Source organism: Elusimicrobiota bacterium (assembly GCA_016721625.1).
Classification (GTDB): domain Bacteria; phylum Elusimicrobiota; class Elusimicrobia; order FEN-1173; family FEN-1173; genus JADKHR01.
In genome coordinates, this window is the sequence record JADKHR010000001.1 from 2,612,434 (window position 1) to 2,631,797 (window position 19,364).

Consider the following 19,364-nt stretch of genomic DNA (forward strand, 5'->3'; position numbering starts at 1 on the left):
GATCCCGTGATCCTTTTTCAAATCACCGTTCTCCTTCTCCTTCTCGGCTTCTCCGTTTACTTCTCCCTCATCGAGGCGGCCATCACGACGTTGTCCGCTTTGCGGATGAAGAAGCTCTCTTTTTTCTCCCCGCGGCTGGCGCCGCTCTTTCAGGAATGGCTGGCCAACCCCCATCGGGTTCTCTCGGTTCTCATGGTGGGGAACACTCTGGTCAATATCAGTTTTTCTAGCCTGGCCGCGGTGGCGGCGGTCCCCTTGAACGATTATTTTTCCAGGGCCACCGTGAGCTGGACGGTCTGGGGCGTGGTCACGATCTCCCTCGTGGTCTTTGGCGAGATCGTCCCGAAGATCATCGGACGCACCTACCGTGAGCGCGTGGCCGAGGCGACCTTGCCTTTCCTGAGCCGCGCCACCCGGGCGCTGTATTGGATCTGGGGTCCCGTGGGCTGGGCCATTGAAAAATGGGTCCCGGCCCTCCACCAAGCGCCCGTCAATCCGCTCACGGTCGTGAGCTTGGAAGAACTTCACCACGTGGTGGCCGAGTCTCAGTCCGCCGGGCACCTTCCCTTGGATTCGGGAGACATGTTTCGTCGCGTGCTGGCCATGACCCAGCGGACCGCCGGGGAGGTCGCCCAACCCGCGGATCGTGTGGACGTCCTCGCGCTGGAGGTTTTGGACCGCCCGGACGGATGGAACCTGTTCGTGGATCTCTTGGTGGAAACGGGCCGGACGCGGGTTCCGGTGACGCGCGGGGGCCGTCCCGTCGGCTACGTGAACGTGATGGATTTTCTGGCGGCCGTCCGGTCCGGTCTCGCTCCGTCCGTGGAGGAGCGGATCCGTCCCCTCCGTTGGGTTCCGCCTGAAACCAAGGCCCTGGATCTCCTGGAACAATTTCGCGGTACGGGCGACGCGATCGCCCTGGTAGGAAACCCTGCGGCGGAAATGTCCGGATTGATCACGTTGGAGGATGTGTTGGAGGAAGTCGTGGGGGAGATATTGGACGAGTACGACCGGGAAGAGGCGGGAGCGTCGTGACGGTTCTTTTGATCAAAGGCGGGTGCGCCCTGGTCCTTTTGGTCCTGAGTGCGGGGTTCTCTTTGGCCGAAACGTCCTTCATGAGCCTTTCCCGTTTGCAGTTGGCGCGGCTCGGCAGGGCGCGGCCGGGGCGTTTGGACTTCTGGCAAAAGGATCCCGACCGCGCGCTGGCCGTCCTCCTCCTCATGAACAACGTGGTGAACGCGGGTCTGTCCGTCCTGTCCGTCTCCATGGCGCTGGACGCGGCGGCGTTCCTCCATATTCCGTTCCGCTGGGGCCGGGGGCTCTTCCCGCTGGCGAGCGGAGTCCTTCTGTTGTTATTGGGCGAAGTGGTCCCCAAAGTGGCGGCCCGGGCCCGCTCCGAATCTCTGGCGGTGGCGCTGGCCCCAGCGGTGAAGGTCCTGACGGATGTCTTAGGGCCCCTGATGCATGGATTGTTGGAAGGGGTGGAAATGTTGCTTTCCTGGCTCTCCCGAACGGTGCGCACGGATCGGGCCCAGTGGAATCAGGACGTGATCCGCGCTCTTTTGGACAACGCCCCCTTGGGGTCCCCCTTGCGCCGGGTTCTGAAGAACGTGGTCGGGTTCGCCCATACGCCTGTTTCGGCGGTCATGGTGCCTCGTTTGGAAATCGCCGCCGTGGACTTGCGGGCCGGGTTCGACGCCGTGATCGCCCGGATTTTGTCCTCGGGCTATTCCCGTCTTCCCGTCCATCGGGGGTCGATTGACGCCGTTGAAGGAATGGTCTATTCTAAGGACCTTCTGGCGCAATTGCGGAGCGGGCCGTTGATCGCTTTGGAAGATTTGGTGCGCCCCCTTCCGCGCGTTCCGCCGGACGCCCCCCTGTCCCGGCTCCTCCGCGACTTTCGCGCGGGCCATCACCACATGGCTCTTGTGGTGGAACCGGGGGGGAAAGTGTTGGGTCTCGTCACGCTTCAAGATACGCTGGAAGCCATCGTTGGAGAAATCGCCCAGGAACCCCGTCTCTTATGAGCCCCCTTCATCCCTCCGCCCTCTTCGTTCCGGAAATCAAACAACTCCTGGCCCAAAAAGATTACAGGGAGTTGAAGCAGGACCTTCTGGAAATCAACCCTGCCGATCTGGCGGAGGGGTGGGACCGTTTCACCCCCTTTGAGCGGATCGTGCTTTTTAAACTCCTGCCCATCGTCCGCGCCTCGGAACTGTTCGAGGAGTTGGACGTCCCGCAACAGGCGCACCTCTTCTCCGCGTTGGATCTGGGGGTTTTGGGCCCGATTTTGGAAGAGCTGGGGGCGGAGGCCGCGCAGGCCCTGTTCCACCGTTTGCCCGAGAGGACGGTGCGGCGCATGGCCACCATCGTGCGGCGAGCTCAGTCGGCGCGCGCGGAACGGGAATTGGTCTTCCCTCCCCACACGGCCGGTTCGCTCATGCACACGGATATTTTGAATCTGGGCCCCAAACTGACGGCCCAGCAGGCGTTGGATTTGGTTCGCGCCTCCAGCCGCCTTCACCGCATGAGCGACCTTCACGTCCTTTACGTGACGGACGAGCAGGGCCGGCTCATGGGCGTGCTGACGCCGCGGTCGCTGATCGCGGCGCCGCGGGACATGCGGCTCTCCCAAATCATGGGTCCGGTGCAACTCATCAAGGTCCGCGCCGACTTGGATCAGGAGGAGGCCGCGAAGGTCTTTTCGAAGTACAAGCTCCTGGCGGCCCCGGTGGTGGACCAGGACAACCGGCTCTTGGGCGTCCTGACCGTCGACGACATTCTCCACGTGATCAGCCAAGAAGCCACCGAGGACATCGCGAAGATGGCCGGAACCACGGCGGAAGAATTGGAAGACGCTTCCGCCGGCCGCGTGGCGCGGCTCCGGATGCCGTGGCTCATCATCACCTGCCTGGCCGAGGTGGGGGTGAGCGCCATCGTGCGGGGATTTGAGCACACGCTGGCCCAGGCCGTGGCCCTGGCCAGCTTCATGCCGTTGATCGCGGCCATGGGGGGGAACGTGGGCGCCCAGTCGTCGACTCTTTGCGTCCGCGGTCTGGCCACGGGCCACATCCAGCCCAGCCAATGGCGACGAATGGCCCTGCGGGAACTGCGCGCGGGGATCTACATGGGGTTGGGATACGGGTTCGCGGTGGGGCTGGCCGCCTCCGTCATTTATTGGGGCCGCTTCGGCCTGGCGTTTCCCTTGGTGGTGGGCGTCGGGGTTCTCTTTTCCATGACCGTGGCTTCCACCATGGGGTCCGTGGAACCTTTCGTTCTCCACCATTTCAAAATGGATCCCGCCGTGGCCGTGGGGCCTCTGGTCAGCACCATGACCGACCTCCTGAGCGTGACCGCCTATCTTTCTCTCGCCACCGCCGCCCTCTCTCTGGGATGGCTCCGCTGATCGCCTCATGCAGGTGAACGTGGAGGCGGTGGTTTTGGCGTCGGAGGCCCTGTCCGAGAAAGACAAGCGCTTGACTCTTTTTACGCGGGAACGGGGCCGGTTGTACGCCCGGGCCTCGGGCGCTCTCCGTCCCGGGGCCAAACTGGCGGCCGCCACGGAACCCGGGGTTCGGGCGCATCTTCGGCTTTGGTTGCCGGAAGGGGCGGCGGGCGGGGCGGGTGACGGGCGGCGGCCTGGTGGACGGCCATCCGAAACTCCGGGCGGAATGGGTCCGGCTGACCTCGGCGCTTTTTTTCTGCGAATGGACGGACCGCCTCACCCCGCTCCTTCACCCGTCCCCGGAAAAGTTCGATCTCCTGGCGCTGGCCCTGGTCGCTCTGGAAAATCACGAAACGGCCATGGTCCGGGGGGCCTTTCTGGCCCAGTTCGCCCGGCTGGCCGGGTATGGGCCGATCCCGGGGGTCCGGGCGGAAGTTTTGGACGCGTGGGATTTCGTTGAACCGCTTGCGGCGCCGGAGGCTCACAAGGTGGAGCGGCAAGTGATACAATTCTTCGCGCCTCTTCTGAATCGGCCTTTGAAAACGCTGGTTCAGGGGCGGGCTCTTCAACGCTTTCTCGATAAACCGCGAGTGGGACAACGCCGATGATTTTTCAAGACATCATTCTTTCGCTCCATAAATTTTGGGCCAAACAGGGCTGTCTGTTGTGGCAACCCTACGACATCGAAAAAGGGGCCGGCACTTTTAACCCGGCGACCTTTCTCCGATGTTTGGGGCCGAAACCCTGGGCGGTGTCCTACGTGGAACCTTCCCGCCGTCCGACCGACGGCCGTTACGGTGAAAACCCCAACCGCCTCCAGCACTACTATCAATATCAGGTGCTCATGAAACCCGCCCCCGCCGGCATCCAGGACCTTTATCTTGCTTCTCTGAAAGCCATCGGGATCGACCCCAAACGCCACGACATCCGGTTCGTTGAAGACGATTGGGAATCCCCCACCCTGGGGGCCTGGGGGTTGGGTTGGGAAGTTTGGTTGGACGGCATGGAGATCACGCAGTTCACCTATTTCCAACAGGTGGGCGGGATCAACCTGAACCCCATTTCCGTTGAGCTGACCTACGGCTTGGAACGGCTGGCCATGTATTCCCAAAAGAAAAACAGCGTCTACGACGTTCTCTGGACCGCCGACACCACCTACGGGCAGGTTCATCTGGAGGATGAAAAGCAATTCTCCCGCTACAATTTTGAGGAGGCGGACGTGGAAAAACTGCGTCGGCACTTCGATGATTGGGAAGGGGAAGCTAAACGCCTGGTGGAGAAGGGGTTGGTTTTGCCCGCCTACGACGCGGTCATGAAATGTTCCCACCTCTTTAATTTGCTCGATGCCCGTCGCGCGATTTCGGTGACGGAACGGGTGACCTACATCGGTCGTGTGCGCGGATTGGCCCGCCGCGCGGCGGAATCCTATCTCAAAGCCGATTCTCCCGCAGAGGCGGTTTCATGAAGGACCTGCTCCTGGAAATCGGGACCGAGGAAATTCCCGCGCGGTTCCTTCCCGCCGCCTTAAGCGGGCTTCATTCCTCGGGCCAGGCCGCGTTGGAGAAGGCCGGTTTGTCGTTTAAGGGATCGCAGGTCTATGGGACGCCCCGTCGGCTGGCTCTGGTGGTCGAGGGGTTGGTCGACAAAGCCCGGGACCAGGAACAGGAGTTTTTAGGTCCCGCCCTGGCCCAGGCCAAGGACGCGGGGGGGAACTGGACCCCGGCCGCCCAGGGGTTTGCCCGTTCCCAGGGCACGACGCCGGAAAAATTGGATGTCCGGGAAACGGACCGGGGCGCCCGCCTTGTTTTTCTGAAACGGACCCCCGGGGCCGCGGCGGAAAAAATTCTTCCCGCGTTGCTCCCCGAACTGATTCGGTCCCTCACGTTTCCCAAAGGCATGGTGTGGGAAGAAAGCCACTTGCTCTTTGTTCGGCCCATCCGATGGATCGTGGCTTTGTACGGAGCGAAACCGGTGGCGTTCACTCTGGCCGGGGTGAAGTCGGGGCGCCGGACTTGCGGGCTCCGCTTCCAGACCCGGAAACCCTTTGACGTCCCGGCGCCCAGCCGGTACGCGGCGGTCCTAAAGAACCACTGCGTGATCGTGGATCCCGAGGAGAGGAAAGACCTCATCCTGAAACAAATCCACCAGGTGGCCAAAAGCCATCACGGGCACGTGCCGGTGGAGGAATACCGGGAACTCCTGGAGGAAGTCACTCATTTGGTCGAACATCCCGTCGCGGTGTTGGGAAAGTTCGATCCGCGTTTCCTAGCGGTCCCCAAAGAAGTGCTGATCACCTCGATGAAAAAGCATCAGAAATATTTCCCGGTGTTTAAAGACGCGACCCGCCAGGTGTTGCTCCCGCATTTCATCGCCGTGCGGAACGGTTTTTCGGACAACCAATCCGTCGTCCGGGAGGGCTACGAGCGCGTCTTGTCCGCGCGGTTGTCGGACGCGGCCTTTTTCTTCGAAGAACATTCCCGCCAAACCTTGGCGAGTCGGGTGCCGGACCTCCGGGGGGTCGCGTTCCTGTCTCCGTCTCTCAGTTTGGCCGACAAAACCGAACGGGTCCAGCGCCTCACGGACCGTCTCTGCTTGGAGGTTCTTCGGACTTCGTCCGCTGTTCAGGCGGCCGCTTCTCGCGTGGCCCTCCTGGCCAAAGCCGATCTGACGACGGGCCTGGTGGGGGAATTTCCGGAACTGCAGGGGATCGTGGGGCGGCTCTACGCCGAGAAAGACGGCGAACCGTTGGAGGTCTCGCGGGGGATCGAAGAACACTATTGGCCGCTCACCGCCGACGGTCCCTTGCCGAGCGAGGAATCGTCGGCCTTGGTCTCTCTGGCGGATAAAATCGATACGTTGGCGGGAAACTTTCTCGCCGGCAAAATCCCATCGGGTTCCCAGGATCCCTATGGGCTCCGCCGGGCGGCCGTGGGCGTTCTCCGGCTGATCGAGTCCCGAGGCTGGGGCGTTCGTCTGACGGACCTGATGGCGGGAGCCCTGGACCTTCTTCCGACCGATCTGGGCGACCGTCCTCGGGCGGCGCGGGCCTTGGCCGACTTTTTTCAACAACGATGGGGTGCCTTGGCCGAAGCCAGGGGGTTCCGTTCGGACGAGATCGACGCCGCGGCCGCCGCGGGGTTCGAGGACGTGGTCGACGTCTGGGCCCGTCTCTCCGCCATTCAAGGCGTCCGCCGAAACCCCGATTTCGCGCCCCTCTCCATCGCCTTCAAACGGGCCGCTAACCTATTGAAGCAAGCGGAAAAGAAAGGGGAGTCTTTGACGGGGCCGGTGCGAAAAGACCTTTTTCGAACCGAGGCGGAAAGGGCCCTGGGATCGCGCCTGGCGGAAATTCAAAACGAGGTCGAGCCGTTCCTGGCCGCCCGCGACTATCCGAAGGTTTTGGCTCGGTTGGTATCCCTGAGGGGGCCCGTCGACGCTTTCTTTCTTTCCGTCGTGGTGATGGACCCGGACCCCGACCTCCGGCGAAATCGTTTGGCCCTCCTGGCCGGGGTTCGGTCCCTCTTCGGCCGGGTGGCCGATTTTTCCCGGCTTCAGGACACGCCGTCCGCCTCCGCCTAGATGATCGCGGCTGGTTTCACGTTGGCGGTGGTGGCCCTTTTTTTTCTGGCCCGTGGATTCGCGCGGGGGCTCGATGGAACCGATCGGCCTCGTTTCGTCCACGAAACGCCCCTCTGGCCGAAGGACCTCGCGCCCGTGGTTAAATCGGTGGACCGATGGCGGGACGAGGGACGTTTGACAGGGGAAGAACACGAGAAGTTGAGGTGGCTTCTGCGGGAAGACGCGGACCGAATCAGCCCCCGCCCTTGACAGCCCCGCGTTTTTGGATTATAAAGGGACCGGTGTTATATAAGAGAGGAATGTTGCCCGCTCATCCGGTCCGCCGAGAACATTTCCGGAGAATCATCCCTCTTCATCAGGAGGCCTTCATGAAATTCGCATCTGTGCTTGCCCTGTTGGTGGCTCTCACTCCGCTTTCGCGGGCCGCGGAATTTAATCAGGAAGACGCGACTCTGCCCTCAGCAGAGGCTCCATCCGCGGAAAACGTCAAAGCTTCCGAGCCGTCCACAGGTGGACCTGTGGAAGCTTCGGTGCCGACCACCAACGTGACCCTGGCGGCCCCGGAGACCGTTCCGGAGGCGACCGTGACTCCCGTCGCGCAAGAAACCCCGTCCGAGCCGCCCGCTGTCGTGGCGCCGAGCGGGGCTTCCCACCGGGTGGTGAAGGGAGACACGCTGTGGGATTTGGCGGGCTCTTACCTCAAGAATCCGTACCTTTGGCCGAAAATTGTTGAGGCCAACAAGGGACGGATTGAGAATCCCGATCTTATTTTCCCGGACCAAGATTTCATCATCCCGTCGGTCGAAGCGGCCGAAAACCTGGCGGTGGCGCCGGTTCCCGAAACCCCGGCGGAAACTCCCCAGGAAGCTCCGACCGCCTCTCCGGAGGTCGCCGCGGAAGCCGTGGCCCCCGTCCCCGAACCGGAGGCGGAGGTGAAAGCCCCGGCCCAGGCGGAGGACATGGACGCGGCACCAGCCCCTGCCAAAAAGACAGTGGAGTCCGTGGAGGACGTGGCGGAGACCCCGCCGGAGCCCGGGATCAATGAAACGAGCGACGAACGGGAAGCCAAACGGAAAAACAAACAGGCGGTTCCCGGAGCCGGGTTCATGGGCGGAATGGCGGATTCTTTTGTCGCCGACGAGAACTGGGAATATGACGGGTACGTCCTTCGGGACCGAGATCAACGGATGATGATTTCCCAGGGAGATGTGGTGTTCTTAAACATCGGCGCGGCGTCGGGAGTTAAACCGAAAATGTCGGCCCATGTCTACCGCGTGGGAAAACGGGTTCAGGACCCCTTCTTAAAGAAGAAGACCGGGCGGATGGTCAAGCGCGTAGGGACCGTTATCGTGACCGGGCAGATTACCGAGGAGGGCTGTACGGCCGTGGTGACCAACAGCCTGGAGCCGATCCGCGTGGGAGATATTGTCAAATTCGCGTCGCGCTGATGCCATAAACGGAGTCCAATGAAACGCGGGTTTCTTTTTTTCTGTTTTTGTGTCTTGTCCTTTTTCTATGGGTGGAACCAGCTGATCACCCACGATGGGCTTGGTCTTTACGTTGAACAGCACCCGGAAACCTGGGCGGGGGATAGCATTCTCTACGGGCTTGGAAGTTTCCACGAACTCATCAACCAAGATCGAAAAGCCTTGCGGATGTACGAACGGGTGGTTAAGTTGTATCCCGATTCTCCCCGCGGGGATGTGGCGCAATTCGGCGTGGCCTCCTCCTGCGAGCGCCTGAAGGAACGCCAGCGGTCCATGAAGGAATATGAACTCTATAAAGAGAAATACCCGAAGGGCCGGTATATCGTGTCGGTTTCCAGAAACATTGAAGTGTTGAAGGGTTTTTAGCGAGCCCCTGTCCAGGGGTTCTCACGCGCTTTCGGAAAATCCTCGATCCCGTCCCTCTCCTGATGTCGTTTCCAACGAACGAGCCGGACGCGCGTCTTCTTTTCAATCTGCACGAACCCCTGGGCCCGGTCCGGTTTGGCCGCCTTCTGAGCCATTTCGGGTCCGCCGTCTCAGCGCTGAGTTCCGGTCCGGGGCCCTGGGCCGAGGTCGAAGGGTTTGGCGACCGGGCCGTTGATTTTTTTCGCGCGCTGGAAAAAGCGCTTCCAGCCCTTGAGAATGAAAAAAAAGAAGCGGCCCGATTGGGCGCCCGGATTCTGTGTGGGTTGGATGACGAATATCCTGAGGGGTTTCGGCGTCTTCGGGACGCTCCCCCGGTTTTATACGTGTGGGGGAAACTGAAACCCGTGGATGGATTGGGCATCGCCCTCGTGGGCTCGCGGCGGCCGTCCCCTTACGGCGTGGCGGCGGCGGAGCGGTTGGCCCGGGAGTTGGCGAAGGCCGGGGTCACGGTGGTGAGCGGTTTAGCGCGCGGCATCGACGGCGCGGCCCACGCGGCGGCTCTGGCGGCCGGTGGACGGACCGTGGGTGTTTTGGGGAGCGGTTTCTCCCGTTTTTATCCGGTCGAACACCGGAAACTGGCCGAGAAAATGGCGGAGAAGGCGGCCGTGGTGACGGAGTTTCCTCTCGCCGCCGAACCCGATTCCGGCCATTTTCCCCGGCGCAACCGGCTCATCGCCGCGCTGTCCTTGGGGGTGGTCGTGGTGGAGGCTTTGGAGAGGAGCGGGGCGCTGATCACGGCGGGCCTCGCCGCCGAACAAGGCCGGGACGTTTTCGCCGTGCCGGGTTCCATTTTTTCCCCTGTCAGCCGGGGCCCCACCGTCTTTTGAAACAGGGGGCGAAACTGGTGGAGAGCGCCGCGGACGTGTTGGATGAAATCGCGGCGTTTCGTGATCTCTTGGGCTCAAGGCCGGTCGCTGGTGAACCGCCCGCCGTCCCTCTTCATGAAGGCCTCTCGAACCCAGGGCGGATTTTGTTAGCCGCCCTCTCGCTCGAACCGGTAGGGATCGACGAATTGGCGCAACAGACCGGCCTGACGGCCGCCTCGGCGGCCCGGGAACTTCTGAACCTTGAGTTAGCGGGGCTGGCTCGGGCGTTGCCTGGAAAAAATTTCGTTTGCTCGGAACGTTCACTGACACCCGATTAATGGAAAAGAGAGCCAGCCATGTCCAAATCCCTTCTCATCGTTGAGTCTCCCACAAAAGAGCGGACCATCGCGCCCATGCTGGGAAAAGAATTTGTGGTCCGGAGTTCCTACGGCCACATCCGGGACCTGCCCAAAAAGGGGCTGGGGGTCGATGTCGATAAAAATTTCGCTCCCTCCTATGTGGTTCTGCCCAAAGCGAAAAAGATCCTGACGGAGCTTGTTCGATTGGTCGCGAAGGCGGATCATGTCTACCTCGCCACCGACTACGATCGGGAGGGGGAAGCCATCGCCTGGCATTTGAGCAAGGCGTTGAAACTTTCCAAAGCCAAGGCCGAGCGCGTCACTTTCCACGAAATCACCCGGGAGGCCATCCGGGAGGCGGTCCAGCATCACCGCCCTATCGACGAATCCTTGGTCGACGCTCAAGTGGCGCGGCGGGTTTTGGACCGGCTGGTGGGCTACCGGCTGTCGCCGCTTCTGTGGGATAAAATCCGCCCGGGCCTTTCCGCGGGACGGGTGCAGTCCGTGGCCGTGCGATTGATCTGCGCCCGGGAAGAGGAGATCGAAAAGTTTAAACCCGAAGAATATTGGACCCTGACGGCCTTGCTGGCGAAAGAGGGGGCGACCTTCACCGCGGGGCTCTTCGCCAAGGGAACGGAGAAATTCGGCAAGTTCTCATTCCGCCAAAAAGGATCCGTGGACGAGGTGTTGGCCGACCTGAAGGGCGCGGCCTACACGGTGCGGTCCGTGGAGCCCAAAGAACGCAAACGGTCCCCCGCACCGCCGTTCACCACGGCGTCGCTCCAGCAAGACGCCTCGCGGCGGCTTCATTTTTCAGCCTCCCGCATCATGGTGGTGGCCCAGCAGTTGTACGAGGGAATCGAAGTCGAGCCGGGGGAAGGACCGGTGGGTCTCATCACCTACATGCGGACGGATTCCGTCCAGGTGGCTAAAGTGGCCCAGACCGAAGCGGTCTCTTTTATCAAAAAGACTTATGGGAAGGACCACCTCCCCCCCAAACCCCGGATTTACAAAACCAAGAGCAAGGGCGCCCAGGAAGCCCACGAAGCCATTCGCCCGACCCAACCCTCGCGCACCCCTGAATCGGTGAGGAAATATTTGGAGCCGGACCAATTTAAACTTTATGAGCTGATTTGGCGGAGGTTCCTCGCGAGCCAGATGGCCGACGCCCTCTACGATACGGTCACTGTTGATATTGCGGCTCAGGCCTATCTGTTCCGCGCCACGGGGCACACCTTGAGATTCCCCGGTTACCTGGCGGTCTACGGAGAAGTGGCCGAAGAGGACGCCAAGAAAGACGGGGAAGAATCCTCCACGGCGCTTCCGCCTCTGACCCAGGGCGATCTCTTGGTCCTTAAAGAGCTCACGCCCGAACAACATTTCACAGAGCCGCCTCCGCGGTTCAATGAGGCGAGCTTGGTGAAAACGCTGGAAGAGTTCGGCATTGGGCGACCCTCCACCTATGCTTTCATCATCCACACCATCGTGGACCGGAGCTACGTCCGCTTGGAAGAGCGCCGGTTCTATCCGACCAGCTTGGGACGCGTTGTGGACCGCCAGCTGGTGGATCATTTTCCCGACATCGTGAGCGTGGACTTTACCGCCACGCTGGAAGGTCAGCTGGACAGCATCGCCGAATCCAAGGCCGATTGGGTGAAGGTCCTCCGGGCCTTCTATGACCCGTTCGAGGCGGAGATCGAGAAAGCCAAAAAAGGAATGCCGAAGATCGAAATCAAACCCGAGCCCACCGACGAAAAATGCCCCAAGTGCGAGGCCCCCATGGGTCTTCGTGAGAACCGCGAGGGGCGCTATCTGGCCTGTAGCCGGTACCCGGACTGCAAGAGCACCATCCCGGTGGATCGCGAAGGAAAAAAAATCGTTCCGCAGGTGACCAACGAAGTCTGTCCCAATTGCGCGAAACCCTTGGTGATCCGCACGGGACGCGGGTTTGGCCGCCGGCCCTCCCGCTACCTGGCCTGCACGGGATATCCCGAGTGTAAAACGACTTTTTCCATCGACAAAGAAGGAAACAAAATCATTCGGCCCAAGCCCGAACCCACGGAACACAAATGCCAAAAATGCGGCCGCATGATGTGGAAACGGGTGGGCAAACGGGGCCCCTTCATCGCTTGTTCGGGGTTTCCCAAGTGCCGAAACATCAAGCCGTTACCGGCCTAATTCCGCGTGGGAATTGACGAGGCACTGGAGCGTTTTTGGATTTATTTGAGGGGAGAGCGAAGTTTGGCTCCCGCCACGCTCCGCGCCTATCGGTCGGATTTGGGGTCTTTCGCCCTTTATTGGCGCGAGAAAATGGGGGACCGGCCCGTCGCGAGCGCGGACCGCTCCGCGCTCCGCCCTTTTTTGGCGCGGCTCGGCGAGCGGGACTGGCGCCGAGCCACCCTCCTCCGGAAATACGAAGCGCTCTGGTCTTTTTTTCGGTTTCTCCAACGCAAAGGGATTTCTCCACAGATCGCCACCGAAGGACTCGTCCGCCCGAAACCCGAACGGCGGGTCCCCGGTTTTTTGAACGAGGGGGAGGTGGCGCGTCTTCTGACGCCACGGGAGGCGGGCCGCCGCAAGGGCGGAGCCCTGCGAGCCTCCCGAGACGCGGCGCTCTTGGAACTGCTCTATTCCTCGGGGCTCCGGGCGGAGGAAATATCATCGTTGACCGTGGCGTCCTTGGACCCCTGGGAGGGGTCGGTACGGGTCTTCGGGAAGGGATCCCGCGAGAGGCTGGTTCCTGTCGGGGAGTCGGCCCTGTCCCGCCTGAGGGTCTATCTTCAACAGCGGGGGATCGACCTTTTGACCGGCGTGGGCGGGGGAGCGTCCGTGCCGTTGTTCGCCGGCCTAAACGGAAAACGAATGGACGTGCGCACGGTGCGCCGCGCGGTGGAAAGCGCCGGTCGGGCGGCCGGCCTCGCGCGGGTGTATCCCCATCTTCTGCGGCATTCCTTCGCCACCCATCTCCTGGACCGCGGTTGCGACCTGAGGTCCGTCCAGGAAATGCTGGGACACAAAAACCTGTCGACCACCCAAATCTACACCCACGTGACGACCGATCGACTCCGCCGCGTTTATGAAAAAGCGCATCCCCGCGCCTGACCGATGATCCCCGATCCCCATCCTCCGGACAAAATCCAACTTCTGATGGAGGAGACCTCCTGCGACCGGGCGGAGGCGGAACTGGCCATGTCCCTGGCGGGGTTCGACTTGGAAAAAGCGATCCGCACCATCGGATCCCTGCTCCGCCACATTGTCGTGGTCAAAGGCAAGTTTGTCGACGGCGACCGGAATCTCCACGGACTGTTGATCCTGATCGCGGACACGCGGCGGGAGCACCTGTTCCGCGCCCGCGCCGTCGTTTCTTACAATCCCGGCCTCCATGAGACTTCCCTGGACCACCCGTGGTATGAATTCGAACGGAGCCTCTACGCCGCCCGTCTCGGCGAGGGCGCCCTCCAGCAGTTGAGCCAGGATCTGGAACGCGCTTTCACGGAACGGCTCGAATCCCAGCGGGATCGATTTTTTTCCGCTCTTAAATCTCCTCAACATGAGGGCCTTCCGGAATTTCTCAACGAAGGGCTCTCGGCCGCTTTTCCGGGCCGGGTGGAGGCGGTCTACGTGCCGGAAGTGATCGATTGGGATCAGTTTCATCGCTTTCCCATCAAGGGGGAGGAACGGGCGTTTCCGGGAGGTCTTCCGTCTCGGCCTCACCCCCCCGGGGAAAACCTGGCGCTCCACCTCGACTTGATGCCCGAGGAGCAGGGGGTCGCCGCGCGGGACATTCGCGTGGGAGACACCGTGACGGCTCTCTTGGCGGATGGTCGGGACATCGCCCAATATCTGGCGAAACTCTTCGGAGCCATGGCCGAAACAGGGCCGCGACCTTTTGAAGCGCCGGTGGAAACCCTGCGGAACGAAAACGGGCGGGTGCGATTTCATCTGCGGATTTCCGCCGGGATCCTCGGCGTGGCGGAAGTTTCCGAAGAGTCCCGCGTGCGGGTCCGACGGCGGCGCGCCGAAAGCGGGTGGCGCCGTTGGTTGGGTGTCGGCAACGCCCCGTCCGTTTCTCGTCGTTAGAATTCCTTTTCGTTCCTCTCTTCAGGTCCCCAAAAAAGCCCCCTAAAAAGATCTTGACAAACCCGGCGGTCTTCACTATGCTTAAACAGTCGTGGAAGAAAGTGGGGTTCAATGGGGACAATTGTGGAAAAGTGGGGAAAACAAATTCCGTTTCTCAGCGGCGAGCATCGGCACGGGCTCGACGAAAAAAGGCGGCTGGCGCTCCCGGCCCGCCTCCGCCAAAACCAGCGGCGCTGGGTGATGGCGCGAGGGTGGGAGGGGTGTCTCGCCCTCTACACGGAGGTCGAATGGAAGAAATTGATAGCGAAGTTAGATGCGCTTCCGGTCGCCAACAAGGTTCATGCTCGCGCCTTCAAGCGGCTTTTAATTTCCGGGGCGATCTTGGCGGACGTGGATGGGCAGGGGCGCCTCTTGGTCCCCGAATCCTTAGGGCTCTACGCCGGCATTCAAAAAGAGGTGACCGTTGTCGGAATGGAGACCCGGATCGAACTTTGGTCTTCGGAGCGCTGGGATCGGTATAAGAAAACAGCGGAAAAAAGCGCGGCTCGGATCGCGGCTGAAATTGATTTGTAGGCGGGGCAAGGCGGGAACTTGGACGTGATTGAAGAGGGCGCCCATCGGTCCGTGATGGCGGCCGAAAGCCTTTCGGGGCTTCAGGTGAAGCCCGGGGGTGTTTACGTGGACGCCACCGTGGGTTTGGGCGGGCATGCGGAACTGATCTTGGAGGCTTCCGGGCCTGACGGGCGGGTGACGGGTTTGGACCGGGACCCGAACTCTCTGGAAGCGTCGCGCCAACGGTTGGCGCGATTTGGCGACCGGGCTCGGTTTGTGGCGGGAAACTTTAATCGTTTTGACGAGCGCGCCGGTTTGGGTCCCGCCTCGGTGGATGGGATCTTGGCAGATTTGGGCGTTTCCTCGCCCCAATTGGATCGGGCGGAACGGGGGTTCAGCCTGCTTCGATCCGGTCCGCTGGACATGCGCATGGATCCCACCCAGGGGCTCACGGCGAAAGAAATGTTCCAACGCGCTTCCGAAGAAGAGATCGAGGGGTGGTTGCGGGCGGCGGGGGAAGCCCGCTTTGCGCGGAAACTGGCGCGGCGGTTAAGGGAGGCGGCTCCCGGTATTTCAACGACGGAGGATTTAGCCGGGGCGGTGTCTCGCTGGGTTCCAAGGCGGGGTCGAACCCATCCGGCGACCCGGGTCTTTCTCGCTTTCCGGATGGCCGTGAACCGGGAATTGGAAAGTTTGGATGAATTTTTGAGGAGGGCGCCGGCGGTCCTGAAGCCGGGGGGGCGGCTTGCGGTGATCTCGTTTCATTCGGGAGAGGACCGAAAGGTGAAGTGGTTCGGTCGGGAAGCGTCGGCCGCGGGTCTTTTAAAAATCGTGGTCAAGAAACCGCTGGAACCTTCCGATGCGGAGCGGCGCGAGAACCCCCGAAGTCGGAGCGCGAAATTGAGGGTGTTCGAAAAAATTTAACGGCGACAACGCCGCAGGTTCAGAAAGTATCTTTACTCGGCGGATGACCCGCTCTTTTTTGACGCCGCGAGCGCGCGGCGAACGGTTCGGGGATCGGGAGTTCCTCTCGGCGGAACGCCCGGTCTCCTTGACACCACGAGCGACACACCCCGGGACGGGAGGGAGAGGGGAACCCCCCCTTTCCCTCCCTCCCGGGTATTTTTGATTCCATCGGAGGGGGCGCGTGCGGAGTTGGCGGAACATTCTTCCCACGGTTGTGATCCTGGGCGGGGGGCTCTTTGGCCTGTTGTCGTTGTCGGGCTGGCTCCAGGTTCAGGCGGTCCGTCTTTCCTATCGGGCCCAAGCGGTCCGCCGGGAATTGGATCAGCTGGACCGGCGTGAACAGTCCGACCTTCGCCGACTCGACGTCGCTTTGTCCTTGGCCCGCCTGGATGAGAGAGCGCGAGGACGACGGGGGCTCGCTCTCCCTCGCTCCGAACAAATCCGACTGCTCACCGATTAATCGTGCGTAACCGTTTTCGCCTGGTGGCCGGGATCCTCTCTCTGGGTTTCCTCGCGGTCCTGGTCCGGTTGGGTTATCTCCAAGTGTGGCGGCACCAAGACCTCTCTCTTCGGGCCGACGAGCAGGCTCGCCGCTGGGTGAGGGAAGCCCCGTGCCGCGCCCCCATTCGGGACCGGAACGGCGCCGTTCTGGCCGAATCTGTCCGCGTCGCCTCCTGTTACGCCGATCCGACCCTTCTTTCCCATCCCGAGCCCACCGCCCGCCGTTTGGCGGGCCCTCTGGGCCTCTCGGCGGCCACTTTGGTGGATAGGATCCGCCAAGCGCCTGGCGCGTTCGTTTGGTTGAAGCGCCGGCTTTGCGCCGAAGAGTCCCAGGCCGTCGAACGCGAGAACCTTCGGGGGATCGGACTGAAGTGGGAATACCGGCGTTTTTATCCTAATGGCGATCTGGCGGGTCCTCTTCTAGGCATGGTGGGCGAGGAAGGCCGGGGTCTCTCCGGGTTGGAATACGCCTTTAACGAGGATTTCGTTGATGACCAACCCCCCGTCCAGACGTTGCGGGATGGGCGCGGCCGGCGCCTTCCCCTGGTGGGCGCCTCGGAGCGAGTTCCCGCGGGGGGACTTCGGCTTTCGATTGACCGTACTCTTCAATTTATCGCCGAACGCGAACTGGACTGGAGCGTTCGCCGTTCCCGCGCGCGGGGGGGGATCGTGGTGGTCCAGGACCCGCGGACGGGAGAGATTTTGGCGATGGCGGGCCGGCCCGCCCTTTCCTTGAGGGGGGAAGAAGGGCCCAGCCCGCAGGAATTGATGGTGGGGGCTGTGCAGTGGTCCTTTGAGCCGGGGTCCACCTTTAAAGTGGTCACCGCCGCGGCGGCGTTGGAAGGGCAACGGGCGCGGCCCGGAGACCTCTTGGACTGCGAATCAGGTCATTGGACGGTGGCGGGGGCCGCCATCAACGACCACGAACCCCAGCGCGTGATCACCTTCGCGCGGGCCATGGAGGTGTCCTCCAACATCGGGTTGGCGAAAATCGGTCTTCGCGTTGGAAAAGAGAAACTTTATGATACTATCCGAGCCTTCGGTTTCGGCGCGCGCACCGGTTTCGATCTGCCCGGGGAATCCGCCGGGCTCTTGCGCCCGCCAGCCCAGTGGAGCGGCGTGTCTCTTCCCGTCGTTTCCTTCGGCCAAGAGGTGGGGGTCACCGCGCTTCAGCTGGCGTCGGCCTACAGCGCCATCGCCAACGGGGGCCTCCTCCTGGAACCGCGGCTCTGCCTCGACGCCGAATGGCCTTCGGGCGCCCATCCCCGTTGGCCCTCCGTGAGCGAGATTCGCCGGGTCATTTCGCCGGAGACGGCCGCGACTTTGACGGGCATGCTGGAGGGGGTGGTGACCCGGGGAACGGGTCGGGACGCCGCTCTCCCGGGGTGGGCGGTAGCGAGGAAGACCGGAACGGCTCAGAAGATCGACCCGCGGACGCGGGCCTACTCGGCGGACAAATACGTGGCGTCGTTCTGCGGGTTTGTCCCCGCCGGCCGTCCGCGTTTGACGATCGTCGTCATCATCGACGAACCCAAGGGAATTTCCTGGGGCGGCTACAACGCGGGTCCCGTGTTCAAGAACATCGCCTGGCAAGCCCTCTCTCTCCTGGGGGTGCCGCCGGACGTCGCGCCCCAGTTCGCAGAAAAGAAAACCAAAGGACTGCCTCCCACGTGAAGCCCCTGGGATCGTTGCTGGACGGAGTTCCCGCCCCGTGGCAGGCCCTGCCCATTTCCGGCATCGCCGTGGATTCCCGCGCCGTCAAACCGGGGAATCTTTTCGTCGCGGTCAAAGGGGCCCACCACGATGGCCATCGGTTTGCGGAAGAGGTGGCCCTCTCCGGCGCCGCGGCCATCCTGGCGGAACAGCCCCTTTCGGCGTCGATCCCCGTCGTGCGCGTTCCTTCAACGGGAGCCGCCCTTTCGGAACTGGCGGCCCGATTCTACGACCACCCCTCCCGTTCCATGGATGTGGTGGGCATCACGGGAACCAACGGAAAGACCACGATCACCTATTTGTTGGAGAGCATCTGGCGAACGGAAGGGACGGCCGGGGGCGTCCTGGGCACCGTGGATTATCGCTGGCCGAACCATATGGAAAAGGCGGTGAACACCACGCCCCACGCCCTGGACGTTCAACGCCTGCTGGCGGCCATGCGGTCCGACGGAGTCACGCGGGCCGCCATGGAGGTGTCCAGCCACGCGCTGTCGCTGGGCCGGGTGGAGGACGTGGTCTTCGCGGTGGGCCTCTTCACCAATCTCACCCAAGACCATTTGGATTTCCATGGGGACATGGAAGGCTATTTTCGGGCCAAGGCCCGGCTGTTCGAGCTTCTCGCCCGTTCGCCCCGTCCTCCGCGAAGAGCCGTGGTGAACCTGGACGATTCCTGGGCAAAGCGGTTTCTCGAAACCGTTCGGACTCCCGTTTGGACGTACGGCGTGGAGGGAACCGCCGATTTTCGCGCTGAGGGACTGACCCTGTCGGGGGAGGGGTCGCGGTTCCGGGCGGTGACCCCCCGGGGCACGCGGGAAATGCATCTGGCTCTGGTCGGCCGACACAATGTCTACAACGCGCTCGGCGCCTTGGCGGCCGCCGCGGCTCTCGGAACGGAGCTCGATACGGCGGCTCGCGGCCTGGAGGCCCTGGCGGGCGTTCCCGGTCGGCTGGAACGGGTGACCGAGCATCCGGCCGGATCGCGGAATCCGTCGGAAATTCCTTTTGGGGTCTTCGTGGACTACGCCCACACGGATGACGCTCTGCGGAACGTCCTCGAAACCCTGCGTCCCCTCACCCGGGGGCGGATCATCGTTCTTTTCGGATGCGGCGGCGATCGGGACCGCACCAAGCGACCGAAAATGGGCGAGAGGGCGGCTCGGTTAGCCGACCACGTGATCGTGACGTCGGACAATCCTCGTTCCGAGGATCCCCAGACCATCGCCCGGGAGGTGGAAGTCGGGGTCCGCCGGGTTTCCGGCCGGTCCTACGACGTGGTGGTGGAACGGGGCGAGGCCATCGAGAGAGCTCTTTCATTGGCAAAAGAGGGGGACGTGGTTCTCCTGGCGGGTAAAGGCCACGAAACCGTTCAGATTTTTGGGGACCGGAGCGTGTCGTTCGATGACCGCGCCATGGCGCGGCGCCTTTTGGCGGGCCGCGCGGGGCGCTGACC

General features: G+C 62.4%; 19 protein-coding genes and 1 pseudogene. All 20 read left to right on the forward strand.

Going from position 1 to position 19,364, the window contains the following annotated elements; all coding sequences use genetic code 11:
- The first annotated feature begins 6 nt into the window (after window positions 1-6).
- The 20 genes and pseudogenes from IPP35_11445 to IPP35_11540 all read left to right on the forward strand — a co-directional run bounded on the left by IPP35_11445 (window position 7) and on the right by IPP35_11540 (window position 19,362).
- Complete coding sequence (locus IPP35_11445; protein ID MBL0059691.1) at window positions 7-1,035, forward strand: HlyC/CorC family transporter; 1,029 nt, start codon at window positions 7-9, stop codon at window positions 1,033-1,035.
- The gene (locus tag IPP35_11450) at window positions 1,032-2,027 is read left to right on the forward strand and encodes a DUF21 domain-containing protein (GenBank protein ID MBL0059692.1); all 996 of its coding nucleotides are present in this window, start codon (window positions 1,032-1,034) and stop codon (window positions 2,025-2,027) included. The genes IPP35_11445 and IPP35_11450 overlap by 4 nt, the downstream gene beginning before the upstream one ends.
- Window positions 2,024-3,406: a magnesium transporter gene (mgtE, locus tag IPP35_11455; GenBank protein ID MBL0059693.1), complete on the forward strand. Its 1,383-nt coding sequence runs from the start codon at window positions 2,024-2,026 to the stop codon at window positions 3,404-3,406. The genes IPP35_11450 and mgtE overlap by 4 nt, the downstream gene beginning before the upstream one ends.
- Window positions 3,407-3,413: 7 nt before the next feature.
- Window positions 3,414-3,593 (forward strand): annotated as a pseudogene (locus IPP35_11460) (recombination protein O N-terminal domain-containing protein).
- A 31-nt stretch (window positions 3,594-3,624) separates the two neighbouring features.
- A complete protein-coding gene (locus IPP35_11465) occupies window positions 3,625-4,053 on the forward strand; it encodes a DNA repair protein RecO C-terminal domain-containing protein (GenBank protein MBL0059694.1) in 429 nt (142 codons plus the stop codon).
- A complete protein-coding gene (locus IPP35_11470) occupies window positions 4,050-4,910 on the forward strand; it encodes a glycine--tRNA ligase subunit alpha (protein ID MBL0059695.1) in 861 nt (286 codons plus the stop codon). The genes IPP35_11465 and IPP35_11470 overlap by 4 nt, the downstream gene beginning before the upstream one ends.
- Entirely contained in the window at window positions 4,907-7,024 is a 2,118-nt protein-coding gene (locus IPP35_11475) for a glycine--tRNA ligase subunit beta (GenBank protein ID MBL0059696.1), read from the forward strand. Before IPP35_11470 ends, IPP35_11475 begins: the two co-directional genes overlap by 4 nt.
- Window positions 7,025-7,273, forward strand: coding sequence for a hypothetical protein (locus tag IPP35_11480; GenBank protein MBL0059697.1), 249 nt, complete (start codon window positions 7,025-7,027; stop codon window positions 7,271-7,273).
- 119 nt (window positions 7,274-7,392) lie between these two features.
- Complete coding sequence (locus IPP35_11485) at window positions 7,393-8,472, forward strand: LysM peptidoglycan-binding domain-containing protein (GenBank protein MBL0059698.1); 1,080 nt, start codon at window positions 7,393-7,395, stop codon at window positions 8,470-8,472.
- Window positions 8,473-8,490: 18 nt separating this feature from the next.
- Window positions 8,491-8,877 carry a tetratricopeptide repeat protein gene (locus tag IPP35_11490; protein ID MBL0059699.1) on the forward strand — a complete coding sequence of 129 codons (387 nt, stop codon included), beginning with the start codon at window positions 8,491-8,493 and terminating at the stop codon, window positions 8,875-8,877.
- Window positions 8,878-8,939: 62 nt separating this feature from the next.
- Window positions 8,940-9,764 carry a DNA-protecting protein DprA gene (dprA, locus tag IPP35_11495; GenBank protein MBL0059700.1) on the forward strand — a complete coding sequence of 275 codons (825 nt, stop codon included), beginning with the start codon at window positions 8,940-8,942 and terminating at the stop codon, window positions 9,762-9,764.
- A gap of 17 nt (window positions 9,765-9,781) precedes the next feature.
- On the forward strand, window positions 9,782-10,081 hold the full coding sequence (locus IPP35_11500) for a hypothetical protein (protein ID MBL0059701.1): 300 nt from the start codon (window positions 9,782-9,784) through the stop codon (window positions 10,079-10,081).
- 18 nt (window positions 10,082-10,099) lie between these two features.
- Complete coding sequence (gene topA / locus IPP35_11505) at window positions 10,100-12,280, forward strand: type I DNA topoisomerase (protein ID MBL0059702.1); 2,181 nt, start codon at window positions 10,100-10,102, stop codon at window positions 12,278-12,280.
- A gap of 63 nt (window positions 12,281-12,343) precedes the next feature.
- Window positions 12,344-13,204 (forward strand): tyrosine-type recombinase/integrase, encoded by an 861-nt coding sequence (locus IPP35_11510; protein ID MBL0059703.1) that lies wholly within the window; start codon window positions 12,344-12,346, stop codon window positions 13,202-13,204.
- A 3-nt stretch (window positions 13,205-13,207) separates the two neighbouring features.
- Window positions 13,208-14,182 (forward strand): hypothetical protein, encoded by a 975-nt coding sequence (locus IPP35_11515; GenBank protein MBL0059704.1) that lies wholly within the window; start codon window positions 13,208-13,210, stop codon window positions 14,180-14,182.
- 123 nt (window positions 14,183-14,305) lie between these two features.
- Window positions 14,306-14,755, forward strand: coding sequence for a division/cell wall cluster transcriptional repressor MraZ (mraZ, locus tag IPP35_11520; protein ID MBL0059705.1), 450 nt, complete (start codon window positions 14,306-14,308; stop codon window positions 14,753-14,755).
- Between the two features lie 54 nt (window positions 14,756-14,809).
- Window positions 14,810-15,658 (forward strand): 16S rRNA (cytosine(1402)-N(4))-methyltransferase RsmH, encoded by an 849-nt coding sequence (gene rsmH / locus IPP35_11525; GenBank protein ID MBL0059706.1) that lies wholly within the window; start codon window positions 14,810-14,812, stop codon window positions 15,656-15,658.
- Between the two features lie 223 nt (window positions 15,659-15,881).
- A complete protein-coding gene (locus IPP35_11530) occupies window positions 15,882-16,160 on the forward strand; it encodes a hypothetical protein (protein ID MBL0059707.1) in 279 nt (92 codons plus the stop codon).
- Window positions 16,161-16,162: 2 nt separating this feature from the next.
- Complete coding sequence (locus IPP35_11535; GenBank protein ID MBL0059708.1) at window positions 16,163-17,875, forward strand: penicillin-binding protein 2; 1,713 nt, start codon at window positions 16,163-16,165, stop codon at window positions 17,873-17,875.
- Window positions 17,872-19,362, forward strand: coding sequence for a UDP-N-acetylmuramoyl-L-alanyl-D-glutamate--2,6-diaminopimelate ligase (locus tag IPP35_11540; GenBank protein MBL0059709.1), 1,491 nt, complete (start codon window positions 17,872-17,874; stop codon window positions 19,360-19,362). The genes IPP35_11535 and IPP35_11540 overlap by 4 nt, the downstream gene beginning before the upstream one ends.
- Window positions 19,363-19,364 lie beyond the last annotated feature (2 nt).